Source organism: Streptomyces sp. NPDC051136 (assembly GCF_044455745.1).
Lineage (GTDB): Bacteria > Actinomycetota > Actinomycetes > Streptomycetales > Streptomycetaceae > Streptomyces.
Genome location: NZ_JBITFE010000006.1, coordinates 537,045 through 559,064 on the forward strand (window position 1 = coordinate 537,045; position 22,020 = coordinate 559,064).

16 protein-coding genes and 1 pseudogene are annotated in these 22,020 nt (G+C 72.2%); 3 read left to right on the forward strand and 14 right to left on the reverse strand.

The features are described 5' to 3' along the window. Positions 1–18: 18 nt before the first annotated feature. The 11 genes from ACIBCJ_RS20370 to ACIBCJ_RS20420 all read right to left on the reverse strand — a co-directional run bounded on the left by ACIBCJ_RS20370 (position 19) and on the right by ACIBCJ_RS20420 (position 13,803). Positions 19–411, reverse strand: a complete 393-nt coding sequence (locus ACIBCJ_RS20370; protein WP_133887828.1) for a cytidine deaminase — start codon at positions 409–411, stop codon at positions 19–21. After that, positions 408–1,682, reverse strand: coding sequence for an ABC transporter permease (locus ACIBCJ_RS20375; RefSeq protein ID WP_362103597.1), 1,275 nt, complete (start codon positions 1,680–1,682; stop codon positions 408–410). Before ACIBCJ_RS20375 ends, ACIBCJ_RS20370 begins: the two co-directional genes overlap by 4 nt. After that, entirely contained in the window at positions 1,679–2,803 is a 1,125-nt protein-coding gene (locus tag ACIBCJ_RS20380; protein ID WP_362103596.1) for an ABC transporter permease, read from the reverse strand. Before ACIBCJ_RS20380 ends, ACIBCJ_RS20375 begins: the two co-directional genes overlap by 4 nt. Beyond that, positions 2,803–4,452 (reverse strand): ABC transporter ATP-binding protein, encoded by a 1,650-nt coding sequence (locus tag ACIBCJ_RS20385; protein WP_365980488.1) that lies wholly within the window; start codon positions 4,450–4,452, stop codon positions 2,803–2,805. The genes ACIBCJ_RS20380 and ACIBCJ_RS20385 overlap by 1 nt, the downstream gene beginning before the upstream one ends. Before the next feature lie 239 nt (positions 4,453–4,691). After that, on the reverse strand, positions 4,692–5,738 hold the full coding sequence (locus tag ACIBCJ_RS20390; RefSeq protein WP_362103594.1) for a BMP family ABC transporter substrate-binding protein: 1,047 nt from the start codon (positions 5,736–5,738) through the stop codon (positions 4,692–4,694). 364 nt (positions 5,739–6,102) lie between these two features. Next, positions 6,103–7,143 (reverse strand): BMP family ABC transporter substrate-binding protein, encoded by a 1,041-nt coding sequence (locus ACIBCJ_RS20395; protein WP_362103593.1) that lies wholly within the window; start codon positions 7,141–7,143, stop codon positions 6,103–6,105. A gap of 159 nt (positions 7,144–7,302) precedes the next feature. Continuing rightward, positions 7,303–8,535 (reverse strand): M20 family metallopeptidase, encoded by a 1,233-nt coding sequence (locus ACIBCJ_RS20400; RefSeq protein ID WP_362502796.1) that lies wholly within the window; start codon positions 8,533–8,535, stop codon positions 7,303–7,305. Positions 8,536–8,915: 380 nt separating this feature from the next. Continuing rightward, positions 8,916–9,983, reverse strand: coding sequence for a hypothetical protein (locus tag ACIBCJ_RS20405; RefSeq protein ID WP_362103591.1), 1,068 nt, complete (start codon positions 9,981–9,983; stop codon positions 8,916–8,918). A 43-nt stretch (positions 9,984–10,026) separates the two neighbouring features. Further along, positions 10,027–10,965: an N-acetylneuraminate synthase family protein gene (locus tag ACIBCJ_RS20410; protein ID WP_365980487.1), complete on the reverse strand. Its 939-nt coding sequence runs from the start codon at positions 10,963–10,965 to the stop codon at positions 10,027–10,029. Between the two features lie 13 nt (positions 10,966–10,978). Next, positions 10,979–12,292 carry an N-acylneuraminate cytidylyltransferase gene (locus ACIBCJ_RS20415; RefSeq protein WP_365980486.1) on the reverse strand — a complete coding sequence of 438 codons (1,314 nt, stop codon included), beginning with the start codon at positions 12,290–12,292 and terminating at the stop codon, positions 10,979–10,981. Positions 12,293–12,414: 122 nt separating this feature from the next. Beyond that, the gene (locus ACIBCJ_RS20420; RefSeq protein ID WP_365980485.1) at positions 12,415–13,803 is read right to left on the reverse strand and encodes a DUF6716 putative glycosyltransferase; all 1,389 of its coding nucleotides are present in this window, start codon (positions 13,801–13,803) and stop codon (positions 12,415–12,417) included. 198 nt (positions 13,804–14,001) lie between these two features. Here ACIBCJ_RS20420 and ACIBCJ_RS20425 point away from each other — a divergent pair, with 198 nt between their 5' ends. Then, positions 14,002–14,982 (forward strand): glycosyltransferase family 2 protein, encoded by a 981-nt coding sequence (locus tag ACIBCJ_RS20425; RefSeq protein ID WP_362103587.1) that lies wholly within the window; start codon positions 14,002–14,004, stop codon positions 14,980–14,982. Then, positions 14,979–16,313 (forward strand): polysialyltransferase family glycosyltransferase, encoded by a 1,335-nt coding sequence (locus ACIBCJ_RS20430; RefSeq protein WP_362103586.1) that lies wholly within the window; start codon positions 14,979–14,981, stop codon positions 16,311–16,313. Before ACIBCJ_RS20425 ends, ACIBCJ_RS20430 begins: the two co-directional genes overlap by 4 nt. Before the next feature lie 211 nt (positions 16,314–16,524). On the opposite strand, the pseudogene ACIBCJ_RS20435 reads toward ACIBCJ_RS20430, so the two are convergent. The 3 genes and pseudogenes from ACIBCJ_RS20435 to ACIBCJ_RS20445 form a co-directional block, all read right to left on the reverse strand. After that, positions 16,525–16,908 (reverse strand): annotated as a pseudogene (locus tag ACIBCJ_RS20435) (GtrA family protein); the annotation flags it as partial. Further along, the gene (locus tag ACIBCJ_RS20440; RefSeq protein WP_362103585.1) at positions 16,908–17,858 is read right to left on the reverse strand and encodes a glycosyltransferase family 2 protein; all 951 of its coding nucleotides are present in this window, start codon (positions 17,856–17,858) and stop codon (positions 16,908–16,910) included. The pseudogene ACIBCJ_RS20435 and the gene ACIBCJ_RS20440, both read right to left, overlap by 1 nt. 20 nt (positions 17,859–17,878) lie before the next feature. Continuing rightward, complete coding sequence (locus ACIBCJ_RS20445) at positions 17,879–20,704, reverse strand: YfhO family protein (RefSeq protein ID WP_365980484.1); 2,826 nt, start codon at positions 20,702–20,704, stop codon at positions 17,879–17,881. Between the two features lie 360 nt (positions 20,705–21,064). Between ACIBCJ_RS20445 and ACIBCJ_RS20450 the strand changes: the two genes are divergently transcribed. Then, positions 21,065–22,012, forward strand: coding sequence for a class I SAM-dependent methyltransferase (locus tag ACIBCJ_RS20450; RefSeq protein ID WP_365980483.1), 948 nt, complete (start codon positions 21,065–21,067; stop codon positions 22,010–22,012). Positions 22,013–22,020: the final 8 nt, after the last annotated feature.

Below are 22,020 nucleotides of genomic sequence, written 5' to 3' on the forward strand. Positions count from 1 at the left end.
TCTGACGGGTGTGCGGGATCACTTCGTGAGGTGGTCGGGGCCGAAGGCCTGCGGGAGCATCTCCGCGAGGGTGACGATCCCCGCCGGGGTCTCCAGCAGCATCTCCGGGCCGCCGAACTCGTACAGCAGCTGCCGGCAGCGGCCGCAGGGGACGAGGACCTCGCCCTCGCCGTCGACGCAGACGAAGTGCGTCAGCCGGCCTCCGCCGGTCACCTGCAGCTGGGAGACCAGGCCGCACTCGGCGCACAGGCCGATGCCGTAGCTGGCGTTCTCCACGTTGCAGCCGGTGACGGTGCGGCCGTCGTCGGCCAGGGCGGCGGCGCCCACGGCGTACCCGGAGTAGGGGGCGTACGCCCGGGACATGGCGTCCCGGGCCGCCCTGCGCAGCTCCTCCCAGTCGGGCCCGGTCACTTGCCCTGGCCCTTGCGGTACTGCATGCCGTCCGCCTTGGGCATCCGCAGCCGTTGCGCGGACAGGGCGAGGACGACGAGGGTGACGACGTACGGCGTGGCGGAGACCACCTGGTTCGGGACCTCGTTGGTGCCGGCGTACCAGGCGAAGACCAGGGCGCCGACGACGAAGGTGATCGCGGCCTTGACGTACTTCTTGCGGACCACCAGCCAGATGGCGCCGGCGACCAGCAGCAGCGCACCGAGCAGCAGCAGGGCGTGCACGTTGGCGGAGCCGCCGCGCAGGTTGAGGCTGTCGGTGTAGCCGAAGAGCCCGGCGCCGATGGCGAGGCCGCCCGGCATCCAGTTGCCGAAGATCATCGCGGCGAGGCCGATGTAGCCGCGGCCGCTGGTCTGGCCCTCCAGGTAGAAGGGGTTGGCCACGATGGAGAGGAACACGCCGCCGAGGCCGGCCAGGCCGCCGGAGATGATCACGGCCAGGTACTTGTACTTGTAGACGTTGACGCCGAGGGACTCGGCCGCGATCGGGTTCTCGCCGCAGGAGCGCAGGCGCAGGCCGAACGGGGTGCGCCACAGGATCCACCAGGTGGCGGGGACCAGGGCGACCGCGAGCAGGGTGAGCCAGGAGACGTTGGTGACCAGGCCGCCCAGCAGCCCGGCGATGTCCGAGACGAAGAACCAGTGCTGCTCGTTGAGGCTCTCCAGCCCGTCCGACAGCCCGGGGACGGAGAAGTGCCCGAGGGAGTCGACCGGCGGGGACTGCTTGGCCGAGCCGCCCTGGTGGCCCTCGAAGGCGAGCGGGGCGAGGTAGCGGGTGGCGCCGAGCGCGAGGATGTTGATGGCCACACCGGAGACGATGTGGTTGACGTTGAAGGTGATCGTCACGATGGCGTGCAGCAGGCCGCCTAGGCAGCCGCCGACGATGCCGACGAGGACGCCGGTCCACGGACCCCACTGGAAGCCGGCCCAGGCACCGAACCAGGTGCCGAGGATCATCATGCCTTCGAGGCCGATGTTGACGACGCCCGCGCGCTCGGCCCACAGACCGCCGAGACCGGCGAGGCCGATCGGCACGGCGAGCTGGAGCGCGGTGGACATCTGACTGACGTTGGTGATGCCGTTGGCGCCGGTGATCAGGCGGACGATCGAGGTCAGCGCCAGGGCTCCGGCGATGACCAGGAGCAGCACCGGCCACGACATGCGGCGGCCGGTGGGCGCCCCGGGCTGCAGCGAGGGCTGGTTGACGTCGGTCGCTGTGGTCGGAGCGGTCATCGGCCGGCCACCTCCTTCTTCGAGTTGTCGGTGGCGCCGAGGACGTGACCGGCGGCCAGCTCCGCGCCGACCCGGCGCTGCTGGCGGCGCAGGCCCCACTCACGGACGGCCTCGTAGGAGACGACGACCGAGAGGACGATCAGGCCCTGCATGATGACCGCGATCTCCTTGTCGAAGCCGTGGTAGTCCAGCTCCGGCGAGGCCTTGTCGAGCCAGGCCCACAGCAGGGCGGCGAAGGCGATGCCGACCGGGCTGTTGCGGCCGAGCAGGGCGATGCCGATGCCGAGGAAGCCGACCCCGGTGGGGAAGTTGAGGCTGTAGGTGTGGGTGTCGCCCATCAGGATGGGCAGGCCCGCGAGACCGGCGAGGCCGCCGGAGATGAGCATCGCGGTGAGCACCATGCGCTTGGGGTCGACGCCGCTGGCCGCCGCGGCGGACTCGGAGGCGCCGGAGGCGCGCAGGTCGAAGCCGAAGCGGGTGCGGTTGAGGACGATCCAGTAGCCGATGCCGAGCAGCGCGGCGAGGATGACCAGGCCGTAGATCTCGCCGGCCGCGCCCATGTCGATGCCGGGGATCCAGCCGGACTCGTGCATCTCGCCGGTGGTGCTGTTGTTGCCGACCTTGACGCCGAAGACGTCCGGCTTCCACATGTAGACGATGAGCGAGGTGGCGATCGCGTTGAGCATGATCGTCGCGACGACCTCGCTGACGCCCCGGGTCACCTTCAGGACACCGGCGATGCCGGACCAGAAGGCGCCGGTGAGGACGGCGGTCAGGAGCAGCAGCGGGACCTGGAGAAACGCCGGCAGGTTGGCGTGGGCACCGACGACGGCGGCCATGAAGGCGCCGAGCTGGTACTGGCCGTCCACGCCGATGTTGAACAGGTTCATCCGGAAGCCGATGGCCACCGCGAGGGCCGCGATGTAGTACAGCGAGGCCTGGTTGATGATCAGGACCTGGATGTCGGAGAATCCGGCCTGCTCCAGCATGAGGGTGAACGGTTCGACCGGGTTCTTGCCCGAGGCGATCAGGACGATCGCGCTGAGCACGAAGGCCACGGCGAGCGCGATGACCGGGCCGGCCACCGCGAGGAGCACGCGCTCCTTGTCGAACTTCTTCATCAGCGGGCCTCGTCTTCCGGAGACTCGGGGGACTCAGGGGCCTCGGGGGACTTGAGCGACTTGGACGGCGCGGACGGCCCGGGGGCGTCCGGGGAGGTGGACACCCCGGCCGGGGAGGCCGCGGACCCGGCGCCCTCCTCGTCCTCCAGGTGTCCGGTGGCGGCGCCGGTCATCGCCGAGCCGAGTGCCTCGGGGGTGATGGTGGCCGGGTCGGCGTCCGCGACCAGCCTGCCGTCGTAGATCACCCGGAGGGTGTCGGACAGGCCGATCAGCTCGTCCAGGTCGGCGGAGATCAGCAGCACGGCGAGGCCCTCGCGGCGGGCCTCGCGGATGTGGTCCCAGATCGCGGCCTGCGCGCCGACGTCCACACCGCGGGTGGGGTGGGCGGCGATCAGGAAGCGCGGCTTGTGGCTCATCTCGCGGCCGACGATCAGCTTCTGCTGGTTGCCGCCCGAGAGGGAGGCCGCGGTGACGTCGATGCCGGGGGTGCGGACGTCGTAGGTCTCGACGATGCGGCGGGTGTCCTGCTGGGCGTTCTTCAGGTCCAGCCAGACGCCCTTGCTGTTGGGCTTCTCGGTGACGTGGCCGAGGATGCGGTTCTCCCAGAGGGGGGCCTCCAGGAGCAGGCCGTGGCGGTGGCGGTCCTCGGGGATGTAGCCGACGCCCTGCTCGCGGCGCTTGCGGGTGGGCAGCGCGGTGATGTCCTGGTCCAGGAAGCGGATGGAGCCGGAGTCGGCGTGGCGCAGGCCGATGAGCGCGTCGACCAGCTCGGTCTGGCCGTTGCCCTCGACACCGGCGATGCCCAGCACCTCACCGGCGTGGATGGTGAAGGAGATGTCGTCGAGCAGGGCCTTGCCGCCGGGCGCCGCGAGGCGCAGCGCGTCCACGGTGAGGACGGCGCGGTCGGTGACCGTGGACTCCGCCGTCTCCGGGGTGGGCAGTTCGCTGCCGACCATCAGCTCGGCGAGCTGGCGGGGTGTCGTCTCGGCGGGGACGGCCGTGCCGACCGTGGTGCCCCGGCGGATGACGGTGATCTCGTCGGCGACGGAGAGCACCTCGCCCAGCTTGTGGGAGATGAAGATGACGGACAGGCCCTCGGCCTTCAGCTCGCGCAGGTTGTCGAAGAGGGCGTCCACCTCCTGCGGCACGAGGACGGCCGTGGGCTCGTCGAGGATCAGCGTGCGGGCGCCGCGGTAGAGGACCTTGAGGATCTCCACGCGCTGGCGGGCGGCGACGCCGAGCTCCTCGACCAGGACGTCGGGGCGCACGCCGAGGCCGTACCGCTCGGAGATCTCCTTGATCTTCCGGCGGGCCTTGGAGCCGATGCCGTAGAGCTTCTCGCTGCCGAGGACCACGTTCTCGAGGACCGTGAGGTTGTCGGCGAGCATGAAGTGCTGGTGGACCATGCCGATGCCGCGGACGATGGCGTCGGCGGGCGACGAGAAGGAGACCTTCTCGCCGTCGACGGCGATGGTGCCCTCGTCCGGCTTCTGCATGCCGTAGAGAATCTTCATCAGCGTCGACTTGCCGGCGCCGTTCTCGCCGACGAGGGCGTGCACGGTGCCCTTGCGGACGGTGAGGTGGATGTCGTGGTTGGCCACGACACCGGGGAAACGCTTGGTGATCCCGGCGAGTTCGACGGCGGTCACCGGTTCGTTGACCGCCGCTCCGGCCGGAGGGCTGCTGGACGCGTTGATGGCGCACTCTCCTGGGGACGGGGGCCGTCTACGCGCGTAGCGCCCCTACGGCATCTAAAAGCGGCGGCGGCGCATCGACACGACGGGGTACGAGGAGGACGACTCTCGGGCCGCTCTTCCCGTACCCCGCCGCTCGGCGCAACCGGCGCGGTTACACGCTGTTCGAGGTGTTGCAGGTGCTACTCAGCCGTTCAGCTGCTCTTGACCTTGATCTCGCCGCTGATGATCTTCTCCTTGGCCGTCTTGATGGCTGCCTGGAGGTCGGCGTCGTCCGCGAACTTCGGGTTGGAGTCCGAGAGACCGACCTCGCCGGACTTCAGATCGCCCCGAACGATACCCGTCTCCGGCTTGCCGCCCTCGACCGACTTCGCAAGGCTGTAGACCGCCTTGGCGACGTCCTTGGTGGCCGAGGTCAGGATGGAGCCCTTGTACTTCGCGAGGGCTTCCTGCTTGTACTGGTCGGAGTCGACACCGATCGCCCAGACCTTGTTGGCGGCGGCGGCCTCGATCACGCCCTGACCGGAGAGACCGGCCGCCGCGTAGACCACGTCGGCCTTCTTCTCGATCTGGCCCTCGGCGGCGGTCTTGCCCTTGTCGGGGCTGGAGAAGCCACCCTCCTCCGCGGTCTGCGTGAGGTACTGGGAGACGACCTTGACCTTCGGGTCGGTGTCCTTGACGCCCTGCTCGTAGCCGGCCTGGAACTTGTGGATCAGCGGGACGTTCACACCGCCCACGAAGCCGACCGTCTTGGTCTTGGTGCTCTTGGCGGCGGCGACACCGGCCAGGTAGGACGCCTCCTGCTCGTTGAAGACCAGGTCCGCGACGTTCTTCGCCTCGATCGTGGCGTCGTCGACGATGCCGAAGGTGGTGTCCGGGTACTTCTCCGCGACGTTCTTCATGGCGGTGGCGTACGCGTAGCCGATGCCGACGACCGGGTTGTAGCCCTGCTTCGCCAGCGACGAGAGCCGCTGCTCCTTGTCGGCGTCCGTCTCACCGTCGGTGGGCTCGACGTCGGCCGTCTCGTAGCCGAACTCCTTCTTGGCCTGCTCCAGACCGGCGTACGCCGCGTCGTTGAAGGACTGGTCGCCCTTGCCGCCGACGTCGTACGCGATGGCGAGGCCCTTGTCCCCCTTGGACTCCGAGCCGGAGTCGGTCGAGGTACCACCGCAGGCGGCGAGGGCGAGGGCCAGGGAGGCGGTCGCTGCGCCTGCGACCGTGATCCGGGAAATCCGGCGCATGTCTGGTGCTCCTGTCGTACAAGCGCCGGGGACGGTTCGGCTGCGGCGCTGGCTTCGCCGCAGATTAACGCGCGTAGACCTGCCTGAAAACCCCTTCTGTCCACCTTGTTATCCGGCCGTGAGCAAGGGGACGCCGACGGGGGTGCCGGGCTTGCCGGGCGCAAACGCGGGGTGGCGGAGGGTGACGCCGGAGGGCCTCGTGCCGCGCCCCGCGGGAGGGGGCGACGCCGGGGGCTCGCGCCGCGCCCCGCGGGGAGGGCGCCGGTCGCCGGCGGGACGGCATGCGGAAGCGGACGGGTACCCGGGGGTGCCCGTCCGCTTCGCGGGGTTCCGTGCCGTGCCGCTGTGAGCGGCGGGCGCGTGGCTACTCGGTCTTGACCTTGATGGAGCCGCCGACGATGCCCGCCTTGGCCTTGTCGACGGCCTCCTTGGCGCCGGGGACCTCGGCGAACTTCGGGTTGCTGTCGGACAGGCCCACGCCGTCGGACTTCAGGTCGAAGGTGTGGGTGCCGGTGAGCGGCTTGCCGTCCTCGACGGACTTGGCCAGCGCGAAGACCGCGCCGTCGATGTCCTTGAGCGCGGAGGTCAGGATCGAGTCCTTGTAGGCCGCGAGGGCTTCCTGCTTGTACTGGTCGGAGTCGACACCGATCGCCCAGATCTTCGCCTTGGCGGCGGCCTCGATCACGCCCTGGCCGGAGAGTCCGGCCGCCGCGTACACGACGTCGGCCTTCTTCTCGATCTGGCCCTCGGCGGCGGCCTTCCCCTTGTCGGGGCTGGAGAAGCCGCCCTCCTCCGCGGTCTGCGTGAGGTACTGCGAGAGCACCTTGACCTTCGGGTCGGTGTCCTTGACGCCCTGCGCGAAGCCGGCCTCGAACTTGTGGATCAGCGGGACGTTCACCCCGCCCACGAAGCCGACCGTCTTGGTCTTGGTGGCCTTGGCGGCGGCGACGCCGGCCAGGTAGGACGCCTCGTTCTCGGCGAAGACGAGGGAGGCCACGTTCTTGCCCTCGACCACGGAGTCGACGATGCCGAAGGTGGTGTCCGGGTACTTGGCCGCGACGGCCGTCATGGCCGGGCCGTAGGCGAAGCCGACGCCGATCACGGGGTTGTAGCCCTGCTTGGCCAGGGAGGTCAGGCGCTGTTCCTTGTCGGCGTCCGTCTCGCCGTCGGTGGGCTCGATGTCGGCGGTCTTGTAGCCGAACTCCTTCTTGGCCTGCTCCAGACCGGCGTACGCGGCGTCGTTGAAGGACTGGTCGCCCTTGCCGCCGACGTCGTAGGCGATGGCGAGACCCTTGTCGTCGTCGCCGCCGTCGTCTCCTCCGCTGGTGCCGCCGCAGGCCGTGGCGGCGAGGGCGAGCGACGCGACCCCCACCGCGACGCGGGTCAGTCTCGAAATCCGACGCATCTGAAGTTCCCCATTCTCCAAAGCCCCGCAGCGGGCGCTCGGTTCGGCGCACATTAACGCGCGTAGAACCTCCTGGGAACGGGGTTGCGGGGCGCCGTTACCCATTCGTGCCGCTGGCCGGTTACCGCCTTGTGAACGACCGGATCGAAGGGGGACTTTCTACTGCACGGCGTCGATCAGCGCCGCCGCGGTGAACATCTCCACGCCGACCGTGATGGCGTGCTCGTCCACGTCGAAGTCGCCCTGGTGCAGGTCGCGGACCGTGCGTTCGCCGGGCGGGCGGACGCCGAGGCGGGCCATGGCGCCGGGCACGTGCTCCAGGTACCAGGAGAAGTCCTCACCGCCGAGGCTCTGCTCGGTGCTCTCGACGGCGTCGGTGCCGCGCCGGGCGACCATGGCGGCCTGGAGCAGCTCGGTGCTGGTCACCTCGTTGACGACCGGGGGGACGCCGCGGACGTAAGTGATCTCGGACTTGGCCCGGTACAGGTTGGCGATCTCGTCGATGGCCCCCATCACCAGGTCGGGCGCCTGCCGCCAGGCGTCGAGGTCGAGGCAGCGCACGGTGCCCGCGAGTTCGGCGTGCTGGGGGATGACGTTCGGCGCGTGGCCGGACTCGATCCGCCCCCAGGTCAGGGCGAGTCCGCTGCGGCTGTCGACGCGCCGGGCGACGAGCGCGGGCACGTCGGTGGCCACGCGGGCGGCGGCGGTGACCAGGTCGGTGGTCAGGTGCGGGCGGGCGGTGTGGCCGCCGGGCCCGTTGAGCGCGATCTCCATCCGGTCGCAGGCGGAGGTGATGGGGCCGACCCTGAGCCCGATCTTCCCGGCGTCCACGCGGGGGTCGCAGTGCACGGCCAGGATGCGGCGGACACCGTCGAGCGCACCGCCCTCGATGGCGTCGGCGGCACCGCCGGGCAGCACCTCCTCCGCCGGCTGGAAGACCAGCCGTACGGGCCGGGGCAGCAGGCCCTGCTCGTGCAGGGCGGCGAGCACGAGGCCGGTGCCGAGGACGACGGTGGTGTGCACGTCGTGCCCGCAGGCGTGGGCGCGGTCCGGCACCTGCGAGCGGTAGGCGCACTCGTTCTTGGTGTCCGGGATGGGCAGGGCGTCGATGTCGGCCCGCAGGGCCAGCATGCGCGGCCCGCCCGACCACTGCCCCGAGTCGGTGCCGATGTCGCAGACGAGTCCGGTGCCGACGGGGAGCACGCGCGGCTTGAGACCGGCCCGCTCCAGTCGTTCCTTGATCGCGGCGGTGGTGCGGAACTCCTGGTTGCCCAGCTCGGGGTGCATGTGCAGATCGCGGCGGAAGGCCACGAGCTCCGCGCGCAGCGTGTCCGGCAAGGTGCCGGGCAGCGTGGCTTCACCGGGAGTGTCGGCCTCGGACTCTGGGGACATCAACGCGTTCACCCTTTGCAGCGTAGGGCGCCCGAGCGACCGGTGGACCCACGATCAACAAAAATTCAGCCCGTTAGGGGAAGAAACTCGACCGCCCTACGCATAGCCATCATCTCGCTTGGGTAAACTCGGCCGCCTTTCCGACCGAGTCGTTCGTCGGGCTCACCAGGGACACCGTCCGATTCCCGGCGTCCGCTCTCCGGCACCCGTGCTCTCTTCACGGTTACCACGCACCGTCCGTCCCACGCGCCCGATTCCACCTGCCGGACGCGGCGGCGCCCAGGCCGCCGGGTCCGGGTCCGTGGAGGATGCCAGGACGCCGCGCGGCTCCGAGCCTTCGGGCACCTGTTCGATACGGGCGGCCCCGCGCCGGCATCTCCTCAGCCGGTGCCCGCCACCGCCGACAGGCGGTGCACGTCGCGTGCGGAGCCCGTGACGCCGCTCAGGAAGCCGCGGGCCCGGGGGGAGGCGGTCTCGGTGAGCCAGGCGGGGTCGATGTCGCAGACGGCGACGCGGACCTCGGTGCCGGCCAGGGCCAGCGGGAGGGTGTGGACGACGGTGGAGGGGAAGCTGAGGACGGTGCGGCCGATCGGGCCGCGGCGGGCGATCAGCTCCAGGGGGAGGTCGGGGCGGACGATCTGCAGGCCGGTCTCGACGGCCAGCCGGTGCAGCTTCTCGGCGCTCTCCCGGCGGTGGGCGAAGTAGCGGGCGGCTCCGTGGGTCTTCGCCAGGCCCTGTACGGCGGCCACGTAGCGGTCGGCGTCGACGACGCCGGTCTCCACGAGGGAGGTGCCGACCATGTCGGCGCCCTTGGTGATGCGGGGCGGGCCGAAGCGGGCCCTGGTCCAGGTGAAGTCGTTGGCGGCGACGGTGACGCCGTCCGGTACGTCCTCGATGGGCATGGAGGAGAAGACCGAGACCTGGCGCTCGGGGGTCGGCGTGAGGCGGTGACGGGCGGACCGGGAGACGGGGGCGAAGAGCAGGTCGCGCGGGCCGGGCCGGCTGCCCTTGCGGTGCCAGCGCACCAGGCGCTCACCGTGGGCCAGTTGGGTGACGAACTCCATCGTGGCCGTGCCGTCGTCGACGACGACCAGGTCGTGGGCGCGGGTGATGGTGAGGAGCAGCTGCACGTAGCGGGAGAACGGGTCGCCCATGACGATCCGTTCCGCCCGCCGCAGTTCGGCGGTCAGGCCGCCGACCGTACGGAAGGGGGCGGTGGCGCCTCCGCGCGCCTCCTCCCAGCGGATCTCGTGGCCCTCCTTGCGGGCCAGTTCCGCCATGCGGCGCAGCTGGCCGCGGGTCATCGGGTCGACGGGTGAGAGGACCACGAGGGTGAGCTCCGCGCCGGGTGCGCGGGTGTGCGCCCACTCCAGCACGTTCAGCAGTTGTACCGGGCTCTCGACGAAGGCGAGAGTGCGGGGGCCGGCGTTCCCGGCGCGGGGGCTCATCGGTGGGGGACCGTCCCGTCGTGAGTGGCTCGGTGACCGGGGATCAGACGGTGACGGGCTCGCCCGCGGCGGCGGCGATCTCCGCCTCGGCGACGACGCCGGTGACGCGGCGCAGCTTCTTCATGGGGCCCAGCTCGGAGTCGTAGACCTTCTTGACGCCGTCGCCGAGGGACGCCTCGATGGTGCGGATGTCGCGGACCAGGCGGGTCAGGCCCTGCGGCTCGACGGAGGCGGCCTGGTCGGAGCCCCACATGGCGCGGTCGAGGGTGATGTGGCGCTCGACGAACACCGCGCCCAGCGCCACGGCGGCGAGCGTGGTCTGCAGGCCGGTCTCGTGGCCGGAGTAGCCGATCGGGACGTTCGGGTACTCCTGCTGGAGGGTGTTGATGACGCGGAGGTTGAGCTCCTCGGCCTGCGCCGGGTACGTCGAGGTGGCGTGGCACATCAGGATGTTGTCGGAGCCGAGGACCTCGACCGCGTGGCGGATCTGGCGGGGGGTCGACATGCCCGTCGAGAGGATGACCGTGCGGCCCGTGGCGCGCAGGGCGCGCAGCAGCTCGTCGTCGGTCAGGGAGGCGGAGGCCACCTTGTGGGCGGGCACGTCGAACTTCTCCAGGAAGGCGACGGCCTCGGTGTCCCACGGGGAGGCGAACCAGGCGATGTCCTTGGTCCGGCAGTACTCGTCGATCTGGCGGTACTCGTCCTCGCCGAACTCCACGCGGTGGCGGTAGTCGATGTAGGTCATGCGGCCCCAGGGGGTGTCCCGCTCGATGTCCCACTGGTCGCGCGGGGTGCAGATCTCGGGCGTGCGCTTCTGGAACTTGACGGCGTCGCAGCCGGCCTCGGCGGCCGCGTCGATCAGCTTGAAGGCGTTCTCCAGCTCGCCGTTGTGGTTGATGCCGATCTCGCCGGTGATGTAGACGGGGCGGCCGGGGCCGGCCTCGCGGGTGCCGAAGGTGCGGATGCGGGAGTTGCTGCTCATGGCGGGAGGTTCCTTACTTGGACTGGGTGAGCGTGGGGGACACGAAGGTGGTCAGGGGGGTGTCGACGGGGTCGAGGGCGTCGAGCGACGGGCCCAGGAGCCAGGTCGCGATCTCCCGTACGGCGCCTTCGCCGCCGGGGACGGTGGTGACGGCGCGGGCCGCGCCGCGTACGGCGTCGTGGGCGCTGGCGACCGCCACGGGCCAGCCGACGAGGGAGAAGCACCGGAGGTCGTTGACGTCGTTGCCGACGTAGAGCACGCGGTCGGGGGCGATGCCCTGTTCCGCGCACCACCGCTCGAGGGCGAGGTCCTTGCGGTCGATGCCGTGCAGCACGGGGAGCTTCAGCTTGCGTGCGCGGGCGGCGACCACCGGGTTCACCTCGGTGGACAGGATGAGCATCGTCAGGCCGCTGCGGCGCAGGGCGGCGATGCCGAGTCCGTCGCCGCGGTGCACGGAGACGAACTCCCGTCCGTCGGAGTCGATCAGCACCCGGTCGTCGGTCTGGGTGCCGTCGAAGTCGAGGACCACGGCGTCGATGTCGGCCGCGGTGGGGAGCCGGCTGGGCGGAGCGGCGGCGAGCGCGCCGGGCCGGTCCGCGTCGAAGAGCGGAGCCAGGGCGCGGGCGCGGGCCAGGTCGTGCGGGTCGTCGACCTCCAGGACGCGGGCCGGGTCGGTGCGGACCAGGTCGGTGCGGCCGAAGAAGCGGTGCCGGTGCTCGCGGAAGCCGCGGGCGGCCATGGCGTAGGCGGCGCCGGTCTCCAGCAGGTCCTGGGGCCGGTCCTGGCGGCGGGGGCGGTACGACTTGTCGTGGTTGACGCCGTGGCCGCCTTCGGCCCCGCCCGCCTCGTCGGCGCCGTCGCGCCAGACGAAGCCGTGGAAGGGGGCGACGGTGACCGCGCTGTCGGCGCCGTCCTCGACGACCGCGCCGGCCACCCCGTCGATGTCCTCGCGGACCAGGAAGGGGCTGGTGCACTGCACGAGCAGCACCACGTCGACGGCGGCGCCGTGCAGGGCCTCGTGGGCGTCCATCGCGTGCAGCACGGCGGCCTCGGAGGTGGCCGTGTCCCCGGCGATGGCGGCGGGCCGCAGCACGACCTCGGCCCCTGCCTCGCGGGCCGCGGCGGCGATGGCCTGGTCGTCGGTGGAGACGACCACGTCCGTCACGAGACGGGTGGCCCGGCACTCGCGCACCGCGCGCACCACCAGGGGGACGCCGCCGACGGGGGCCAGGTTTTTCGCGGGCACTCCCTTGGAGCCGCCGCGCGCGGGGATCACGGCGAGCACCCGGCGCACCGAAGCGCCTTGGCCCGCTTGCGGGTTGGACATGGGATCTGCTCCTTGCGCAGGTGTCGGGGCGGTCCCCCGTGTCGGGGCGGTCCCCCGTGTCGGGGCGGACCCCGGTGCCGGGCCAGCCATCCGGGTCGGGCCGGTCACCCGGGTCGGGCGGCTCACAGCTCCCCCATCCGCCGGATCACCGGAGCGACCCGCTGGACGCCGTGCCGGTAGGCGCCGCGTGCGGCGCGGCGTACCACCTGGCGGACCGGGCCGGGGGGCCGCTCGGCGGCCGGGGCCCCGGGCAGTGGTGTGCCGTCGGGGGCGAGGTGGTGGCGGGCGAGGATGCGGGGGAGGTAGCCGGGTGCGGTGACCAGGGAGTAGTAGGGGGCGAGCGGCGGCAGGCCGCCGGGCCGGGCCAGCAGGGCGGCGACGCGCCCGCGGGCCGCGTCGAAGGCGGTGTCGTAGCCCCCGTCGGCCGCCACGCCCTGCCGGGCGACCCACTCGGGGTCGGGCGCCGGACGGTGGCCCGCGTCGAGCTGGTCCCAGGAGGCGAGGCAGCCGGAGCCCACGAAGTGGTGGTTGCCGAGCGCCTCGCGCACCCCCAGGTCGCTGAGGACGACGGTCGGGATACGGCGGTGCAGCGATTCCAGGGCCGCCGTGGAGCTCACGGTGACCAGCAGGTCGGTGCGGTCGAGGACCTCGCCCATGTGCCCGTAGACGAGGCGGAAGTTGGCCGGCGGGTCGGCCCGCTGCACCAGCTTCTGGTAGGGCAGTTCCTCGATGTGCGTGGTGTGTTCGCCGGGCCTGGAGCGCAGCTTGAGCAGCACCTCGCGCTCGGGGTGGAGGCGGGCGTGCCGGATCAGCCTGTCGAGGAGGTAGGTACGGTCCGCGCGGTTGTCCGGCACCGAGGGCTGGGCGGCGAACACGACCGTGTGGGCGCGGCCCCCGCCGTCCTGCCGGTCCTCGCCGCCCTGCCCGTCGCCGTCCGTCCCGCCCGGCTCACCGGCGTAGGCGGCTCCGCCCAGGAAGGGCAGGGCGACCTCGGTCACCGCGGCGGCGTCGGCGCCGACCCCCTCGTACACGGCGCGGAAACGGTCCGCGTCCTGGCGGGAGTTGGCGAGGACGAGGTCGGCGCCGTGGCGCAGCAGCAGGCCGTCGGCGAGTTTCTCGTAGACGACGCCGACGTATCCGGTGACGACCACGGGCCGTTCGGCGCGGTCCTGCCAGACCCGGCCGAGCCCGTGCAGCATGGCCTGGACGCCGCCGCCGACCAGGGCGAGGACGAGGACGTCGTACGACTCCTCGCCCCGCGCTCCGTCCATGGCGCGCAGGAACTCGACGGCGGTCACCTCGCGGAGCGAGTCCGCGCTGACGCCGACTTCCCGCAGCTGGCGGGCAGTGGGGGTGGCTCGGCCGCGCAGGAGGTAGCCGTCGAGGCGGATCTCCGCTTCCCCGGGGCCGTCGGGCAGGATGCGGGTCGCGGTGAGCGCGCCCCATTTCCACCGGGTGTCGGAGTCCGCCAGGACGGCGACTCGCAGGGCCTTCGTTGCACTTGCTGGCACGCCGTAGACGTTAGGGACGCTTTTCTAGGAACCGCCCAACCGGAATCCAACAGATGGTGAACGGCACACCGCCGAATAGGAAATCCGCCCGCTCCGGGCCCCGGACAGCGCGCGCTTCACCGCTTCGCCATACCTCGTTCACCGCGTGTCAAGGTCCAGGTAAAGCCCGGTGCCGGGTCGGCACCTAACGTCATTCACGTGCCAAAGCTCTCCGTCATCGTGCCGTTCTACAACGTGCGGCAATACGCACCCGACACTCTGCGAAGTCTGCGCGCGAACGCGCGGGACGACTTCGAATTCATTCTCGTCGACGACTGCTCGTCCGACGGGACCGCGGACCTTCTCGCGCGGGCCGAGTCCGAGCTGCCGGGGGCGGTGCTGGTCCGACACGAACAGAACGGCGGCCTGGCCACCGCCCGCAACACCGGCATCGACCGGGCGCGCGGCGAGTACCTGACGTTCCTGGACGGGGACGACTGGCTGGCCCCGGGCCACTACGACCGGCTCGTCGCCGCGATCGAGGAGCTGGGCTGCGACTTCGTGCGCACCGACCACGTCCAGTGCACGGCGCGGGCCCGGGTCGTGCACCGGGTGCCGGTCGGCCGCCGCAACGTCCGGCTGCACCCGCGCGACGCCATCCTCCCCGCCCACCGGTCCACCTCCGTCGACTACGCCTACGCGTGGGCCGGCGTGTACCACCGCCGGCTGGCGGAGCGCGGTCTGCTGCACTTCACCGACGGGCTGCGCACGGCCGAGGACCGGCCCTGGATCTGGAAGCTGCACCGGGAGGCGGAGTCGTTCGCGGTGACCGGGCTGCTCGGTGTCTTCTACCGGCGCGGGGTGGCGTCCTCGCTCACCCAGATCGGCGACGTCCGCCAGCTCGACTTCATCCGCGCCTTCGACGAGGTCGTCGCGGGGGCGGCCGGGGACGTCGACGCCGAGCGTCTGCTGCCGAAGGCCGTGCGCACGTACTGCGCGATCATCTCCCACCATCTCGGCTCCGTCGAAAGGTTCGAGCCTGCCGTGGCCCGCAAACTGAAGGCGATGAGCGCCGCCGCTCTGCGGCGGATGCCGCAGGACGCGCTCGACGAGGTGCTCGGCACGATGGACGCCGAGCGCGCCACGCTGCTGCGCCGGCTGCGCCGCCGGGCCCTGCCGGGTGCGGAGGTGGCGGCGTGAGCACGCAGATCTTCCTGGCGTCGACGCTGTACGGCACGGCCACGCTCGCCGCGGCCCTGGACGCCGGCTGCTTCGACCCGGCCGACCGGCGGATCCTGCTGGTCTCCAACAACGCGGCGACGCCCGAGACGACGCCCGCCCTGGACGAGATGCCGGGGTTCGAGCGGCTGCGGCCGCGGTTCGACGACGTGGTCTCCTGGAACGAGACGATCTTCCCCTTCCATCCCGGCGGCTGGTCGCCGCGGGTGGAGGACGCGCCCCTGTGGGAGCGGCACCTGCGGCTGGCCTGGGGGCTGGGCGAGGACGACGTGGCACTCGTCGTCGAGTCGATCCAGGTGCACCCCGCGCTCGGTGTGGCGCAGATCTTCACCGACGCGCCCCTGACCGTGTACGCGGACGGCCTCATGAGTTACGGCCCCACCCGCGTCAAGCTCGACCCGCTGGTCGGCACCCGGGTGGAGCGGCTGCTCCACCTCGACCTGGTCCCGGGACTCGCGCCCCTGCTGCTGACCGAGTTCGACGTCCCGGCGGAGATCGTGCCCACCGAGGCGTTCACCAAGGTGCTGGCCGAGTCGGCGGACACCGGCGCCGCGCTGCCCGAGGGCGAGGGGTCGGCGCTGCTCCTCGGCCAGTACCTGTCGGCGCTGGGCATCCTCTCCACCGAGGAGGAGGAGAGCCTGCACGTGGAGATGCTGACGGGCGCCGTCGGGCTCGGCCACTCCCGGGTGGTGTTCAAGCCGCACCCCACGGCGCCGCCCCGCTTCGTCCGCACCCTGGAGCAGGAGGCGGAGAAGCTGGGTGTCGAGCTCACCGTCCTCGACACGCCGGTCCTGGCCGAGGTGCTGTACCAGCGGATGCGCCCGGCGCTGGTGGTCGGCTGCTTCTCCACGGCGCTGCTGACGGCCTCGGCGCTGTACGGGCTGCCCGTCGCCCGGGTCGGCACGGAGATCCTGCTGGACCGGCTGACGCCGTACGAGAACAGCAACCGGGTCCCGGTCACCATCGTCGACGCGCTGCTGCCCGGGCCGGCCGACCGGACCGCCGTCGCCGAGGGCCGGCGGGGCCTGGACACCGACGCCCTGGCCGCGCTCGTACGGGCCGTCGGGTTCGCGATGCAGCCCAGGATCCTTCCCGAGCTGCGCCCGGCGGCCGAGGAGTACCTCCGGGCCAACCTGAACGCGGGCACCCGCCGGTACTTCAAGAAGCGGCGGCTGACCTCGCTGGGCCTGCCCGGCGGGATCCCGGAGCGGCTGGCCTTCCTGCCGCGCAACTCCGCGGCACGCAAGGTGGTGCGGCGGGCGCGGGCCATCCGGGGCTCGATCAGGCGGTGAGGCGGGGGCCGGTTCCGGCGAGGACCCGCTAGCGGTGCCGTGACCGCACGGGTCCGCCGGGCCCGGGCCGCGGCTCCCGGAGGGCGTCCGCCTCGGCGGGCGCCCTCTGCGTTTCGGGCACGAGCGCGACGGTCCGAGCGGTCCGAGCCGTCTGCGCGTCCCGCTTGCCCTGCCCGCTCTGCTTGTTCTGCTTGTTCTGCTTGTCCTGCGTCTTCGGCATCATGATCCAGCGGGAGACCACGAAGGTCACCGGGATCGCCGCCGCGGAGGCGAGCAGGGGCGCGAACCGGCTGCCGGCCCGCAGCACGTCCACGATCACGTACACCCCGGCGGTGGTGATCACGAAGTTGGCGGCGTTCGTCAGGGGGAACAGCAGGAACTTCCGCCAGGTCGGCCGGGTCCGGTAGGTGAAGCGCGCGTTCAGGAAGAAGGACCCGACCATGCTGAGCAGGAACGCGAGGACGTGCGCGAGGAGATACGGCAGGCGCACGAGGAACAGCAGGTAGAGGCCGTAGTACAGGCCGGTGTTGACGACGCCGACCACCGCGAAGGTCGCGATCTGCCTCGGCATCGGGCCGGTGGTGACGGTACGCATCAGCGGATGAGGTCCTTCGCGCGTTCCACGTTGCTCGCCTTCACCAGGAAGTGCGGGCGCCCCTTGACCTCGTAGTAGATCCGGCCGGTGTACTCCCCGATCACGCCCAGCATCACCATCTGCACCCCGGCGAGCGCGGTCACGACGGTGATGATCGTGACGTATCCGGGCGTCTCCACGCCGTTGACGAGCGCGGCGCCCACGATCCACGCCGTGTAGAGCCCGGCGAAGGTCAGCAGGACCATGCCGAGGTGCAGGGCGGCGCGCAGCGGTCGGTTGTTGAACGACAGCAGCCCGTCGAGCCCGTAGTTCAGCAGGGACTTCAGGGTCCAGGAGCTGCGACCGTGCTCGCGCACGGCGTTCTCGTACTCGAAGGTGGTGGTGGGGAACCCGACCCAGGCGAACAGCCCCTTGGAGAAGCGGTTGTACTCGGTCAGGGCCAGCACCGCGTCCACCACACGCCGGGACAGCAGCCGGAAGTCGCCGACGCCGTCGACGAGTTCGACGTCGACGAGCCGGTTGACCAGTCGGTAGTACAGGCGGGCGGTGAGGGTGCGGGCGAACCGGTCGCCGCGCCGGCTGCGCCGGGCGAGCACCTGGTCGTAGCCCTGGCCGTGCAGCTCGACCATGCGCTCGATCAGCTCCGGCGGGTGCTGGAGGTCGGCGTCCATGACCACCACCGTGTCGCCGGAGGCGTGGCGCAGTCCGGCGAGGAGGGCGGCCTCCTTGCCGAAGTTGCGGCTGAAGGAGACGAAGCGGACGCGCGGGTCGCGTGCGGCGAGCTGTTCCAGGAGGCTGAGCGTCCGGTCGCGGCTGCCGTCGTCGACGTAGACGAACTCCATGTCGTGGCCGAGCGGCAGCAGGTCGTCGGCGACCTGCTGCACGGCGCTGTGGAAGCGTTCGACGACGTCTTCCTCGTTGTAGCAGGGGGCGACGATCGATATGAGCATGGTGGTCTCCGGGGCGCGGGTCAGAGGGTGCTGGTGGTGCGCTCGCGCGGTCGCGCGGTGGTGCGCGGCTCCGGGCGGGGCGCGGGGCGCCGTCGGCGGACGGCGGTGAGCGTGCCGAGCAGGACGAGGGTCAGGAGCGAGACGCCCCCGACGGCCGTGCCCAGGCGCAGGCCGGGCGGGTGGAAGGTGCAGGTGATGCTGGTCGCGGAGCCGTCCAGCGGGACGGCGACCAGCCCGTAGTAGGTCCGGGCGGGTTCGGCCCCGGCCCCGTCCGCCGCGCACCGCCAGCCGGCGATCCTGGGGGCGGCGAGCACGGCGGTGCCCGTGCTGCCGGCCGGGAGCCGGGCCCGGACGGTGCCGTCGGAGACGGTCACCTCTTCGGCGCCCGTGTCCTTCAGCTCCCGGACGGCGGCGCGCAGCCGCGCGGTGTCGAGGCAGCCGACCGCGCCGTCCGGGACGGTGCCGGTCCGGGTGGGCGACAGCTCGATCCGCACCGGGCCGGACGCCGGGGCCGTGCCGAGCCGCTGCATCGCGGCGATCTTGGCGGCGTCGGAGGTGAAGCGGCCGGTCAGCGGGGCGGCCGGGGTGGCGGTGAGGCGGGCGGTGCCCGAGAAGTGCGGCGCCCAGAGGTAGACCTCGCTGCCCGCCGGGCACCGGGCCGTGATCGTCGGCCGTCGGTTTGCGGCCGCCTTCGTGCGGGGGGCCTCGATCACCGAGCCCGTCCCGTCGCCGGCCTTGCGGTCTCCCGTCGCGCGGTCTCCCGTCGCGCGGTCTCCCGTCGCGCGGTCTTCGGCCGCGTGGTCTCCGGTCGCCCGGTCTTCGGCCGCGCGGCCGGGCTGCCCGCCGTCGCCGGTGCGCACGGTCAGCTCGGGCACCGTGTAGACGCGCGTGCCGAGCAGCAGTTCCTGGTTGCGGTAGGGCGACGGGCCGAAGGCGGAGACGCCGGTGCCGGCGGTCGCGGCGGACGGCCGGACGGTCACCAGGGGCGGTACGTCCTGCCGGGACACGGTCACCGGGGTGCGGTCGCGGGGGTTCCACCTCTGGTGCTGGTCGGGCGGGGAGTGGACCCGGGCGCCCACCGAGAAGATCGCGTCGGTGACGGCGTTGTCCAGGCTCTGCACGTTCCGCCCGCGCGAGGTCCAGCCGTCACCGAGGGCGGTGAGGGTGCGGCTGAGGACGTCCGCGGTGAGGCTGCTGTAGTACTGGGCGCCCTGGCCGCCCACCACCATCGGGTCGTTGCCCACGGTCTGTTCCCGGCCGGGGTCGGTCCGGTGGGCGGGCCAGCCGTCGGCCCCGGCCACGGCCTCCGCCTGACTGCGCTGCCGGTCTCCCCAGGACGCGTAGTCGTCCAGGTGGTTCAGGCGCAGCCGGGTGGCCACCGCGGAGGTGGCGGCGGCCTCGCCGACCTGGGCGCCGACCAGGAGGACGGCGGCGAGTCCGGCGAGCGCCGCGCGGTGCCGCGGACGCGCACCGGGGCCGGCGGGGCCCGTCCGCGGGGCGTCCGTCTTCGGGGCGCTGCCGTCCCCCGCGTCCGGGACCGGGGAAGCGGCGGTGACGGGCCGCACGGTCTCCAGGTGCCGCAGCAGGAGCAGCCCGCCGAGCGACCCGGCGACGGCCGCGAGCAGTACCGGCCAGGCGTAGGAGTGCACCAGGCCGCTGCGGCTCGCGACGGCCGCCACGAGGGCGAGCAGTGCGGTGGCCGCCGCCAGCGCGCGCCGGGCGGGCACGCCGTACGACAGCGTGTGCCAGGCCGCCACGACCAGCAGCGCGCACAGCACGAACGTCTGGCGGTAGGGGCTGCCGTTGGGGGTGGTGAAGGCGTGCCAGGCGAGGTGGGTCGGCGTCCACTGCATGGACAGCGCGACGGCGGCCACCAGCAGGGTCCAGCCGGCGCGCACCCGCACGGGGGCGGCCCGGTGGAAGGGCAGCGCGAGGGCGAGCAGCAGCGTGGTGGTGCCGACGAAGACCGCCGGGCTGCCGAATCCGTACGTCGTCGGAAGCAGCCGGGCGAGCAGGTCCTCGGTCGCGACCGGCGCGAAGTGCGTGACGCGCCCCGGGTAGGCGTGCCGGGTGCCGAAGTAGACGACCGTGACCATCGGTGCCGCCAGGCCGACGCCGAGGGCCACGGTGACCGCGGCGCGGCCGGCCGCCGTCCACGCCGGGCGGCGCGGGAGGCCGGAGAGCCACAGCCGCAGCAGCAGGAAGAGACCGGCGCCGAGGGTGGCCATGTACGCGGTGTAGAAGTTGGCGATCCAGGCGAGCGCCACGATCAGCACACCGGACAGCCGGCGCCGTCCGGTGAGCGACCATTCCCCGACCAGGCACAGCAGGGGCAGGGCGACGAGACCGTCGAGCCACATCGGGTTGTACGAGGCGTCGGCGAGCGACCAGCCGCACAGCGCGTACGCGGCGCCCAGCAGCCCCGCGGCCCACCAGCGGCCGGGGCGCAGCCGGAGCAGCAGCCAGGCCATGGCGGCCCCGGCGCAGGCGGTCTTCAGGACGGTGACCGCGTAGACGGCCAGGTCGATCTCGTCCCTCGGGAACAGCGCGACGAGCAGGGCGAACGGGCTGCTCAGGTACGTACCGAGGTCGGGCAGGAAGCTGGAGCCGTACCCGGACTGCCAGTTGACGAGCAGCCCGCCGTCGGACCGGCCGTGCAGCAGGTCCCACAGGTGGGCGTGGAACGGCACGTACTGGTTGCCCAGGTCGTTGACCGCGCGGGTGCGCGGGCCGAAGGGGTAGCTGCGGGCGACGGCGTCGGCCGCGCAGAACGCGATGACGGTGACGGCCGCGGCGAGCAGTGCGGCGGCCCGCCGCGGTCTGCCGCGCAGGGTTGGGCGAATCATTCTCGGCGGACCCCAAGCAAATTCGTCGCGTACAGCGCCTCCTGTGGGGACGTCACTCCCTGCGCGCTTGTCCGACCGATTAGACCGGGGCTATTCCCTCCTGGTTGTGCCACAGCCGGTGAACGATGGGGGAATAATCAATGACCAATCACGCCCACGACCCGACGGAACAATCAATTCGAGCCGCATTCCGTCGACCGAAAGGAAAACGTCATGCGTCCTGAATGTGGCGCGGGGGTTAATGGGATCTTTCGCGACGGCCCGCCGGGAAATTCGGTTGCGCATTTCCTGGGCTAGCCTGTGCGCCACCTCCCACGTGTCCGACGCATCTCCCCCATGACGGATAGAGGCCCCTGCTCCATGAACAGCCGCTCCCTGCTCCGCAGCTCGGTGTCCCGGCGTCTGCTGCGCCCGGTGGCCGACCTCATAGACCAGCGCATCGAGCGCCAGGTCCGCTCGGCGGTCCGCCGGACCGACACCCGGACGGCACCGGCCGTCCCGGACACCGAGCGGCTGGCCCGTGACGTCGAGGTGCTCAGGCACCGGCAGCTCACCTTCGAGCTGCTGCTCGGCCCCGACGGCCGCGGCATCTCCCGCATGGTGGGCGAGGCGTCGCTGGAGCACCTGTACGCCGAGGTCACGGAGCTGTCGGGGGACCGCGACGCGGCGGTGCGCAACGTCGCCGCCGCGTTCCGGCTGCTGGTGGCGCTGGAGTCGCTGGGCGTCGGCCGGATCGCGGGCGGCACCATGAACATCTGCGGCAAGCTCGGCACGATCCCCCTGCTGGACCCGCCGAACGACGAGATCCTGGAGATCGGCACGCTGTACGGCATGTTCTCCACGGGGCTGGTCCGGATGATGGAGCGCGACGGCCGCAGCCCGCACCTGACCATCGTCGACCCGTTCGCCGGCGTGCAGCTCCAGCCGGGCACCGACCAGCGCCCGGACCCCACGGGAGCGCCGGTGGACGAGCACGCCGTGCGCACCAACCTCGCCCTGGCCGGCCCGGCGGGCGCCGCGGCACGGATCCGGCAGGGCTTCTCCGAGGACCCGGAGACCCGGGCGGCCGTGGCGGACCGCAGCTACGGCGTGATCGTCGTGGACGGAGACCACTCGGCCAAGGGTGTCGCCCAGGACCTCGAGTGGGCGGAGGAGATCGCGGCTTCCGGCGCGATCGTGGTCCTGGACGACTACGGCGATCCCCGCTGGCCGGGCATCAAGGACGCCCTGGACGACCGCCTCCGGGGAAAGACCCGCTTCACCTTCCTGGGCAAGGCGGCCCGCTCGGCGTACCTCCGGGCGGCCTGACGGGCCGA

What these genes read in the sequence shown, in the direction of transcription:
- ACIBCJ_RS20375 (WP_362103597.1), bottom strand. Translation starts at nt 1,682, where the DNA reads ATGACCGCTCCGACCACAGCGACCGACGTCAACCAGCCCTCGCTGCAG.
- ACIBCJ_RS20380 (WP_362103596.1), bottom strand. Translation starts at nt 2,803, where the DNA reads ATGAAGAAGTTCGACAAGGAGCGCGTGCTCCTCGCGGTGGCCGGCCCG.
- ACIBCJ_RS20390 (WP_362103594.1), bottom strand. Translation starts at nt 5,738, where the DNA reads ATGCGCCGGATTTCCCGGATCACGGTCGCAGGCGCAGCGACCGCCTCC.
- ACIBCJ_RS20395 (WP_362103593.1), bottom strand. Translation starts at nt 7,143, where the DNA reads ATGCGTCGGATTTCGAGACTGACCCGCGTCGCGGTGGGGGTCGCGTCG.
- ACIBCJ_RS20400 (WP_362502796.1), bottom strand. Translation starts at nt 8,535, where the DNA reads ATGTCCCCAGAGTCCGAGGCCGACACTCCCGGTGAAGCCACGCTGCCC.
- ACIBCJ_RS20405 (WP_362103591.1), bottom strand. Translation starts at nt 9,983, where the DNA reads ATGAGCCCCCGCGCCGGGAACGCCGGCCCCCGCACTCTCGCCTTCGTC.
- ACIBCJ_RS20410 (WP_365980487.1), bottom strand. Translation starts at nt 10,965, where the DNA reads ATGAGCAGCAACTCCCGCATCCGCACCTTCGGCACCCGCGAGGCCGGC.
- ACIBCJ_RS20415 (WP_365980486.1), bottom strand. Translation starts at nt 12,292, where the DNA reads ATGTCCAACCCGCAAGCGGGCCAAGGCGCTTCGGTGCGCCGGGTGCTC.
- ACIBCJ_RS20440 (WP_362103585.1), bottom strand. Translation starts at nt 17,858, where the DNA reads ATGCTCATATCGATCGTCGCCCCCTGCTACAACGAGGAAGACGTCGTC.
- ACIBCJ_RS20445 (WP_365980484.1), bottom strand. Translation starts at nt 20,704, where the DNA reads ATGATTCGCCCAACCCTGCGCGGCAGACCGCGGCGGGCCGCCGCACTG.
- ACIBCJ_RS20450 (WP_365980483.1), top strand. Translation starts at nt 21,065, where the DNA reads ATGAACAGCCGCTCCCTGCTCCGCAGCTCGGTGTCCCGGCGTCTGCTG.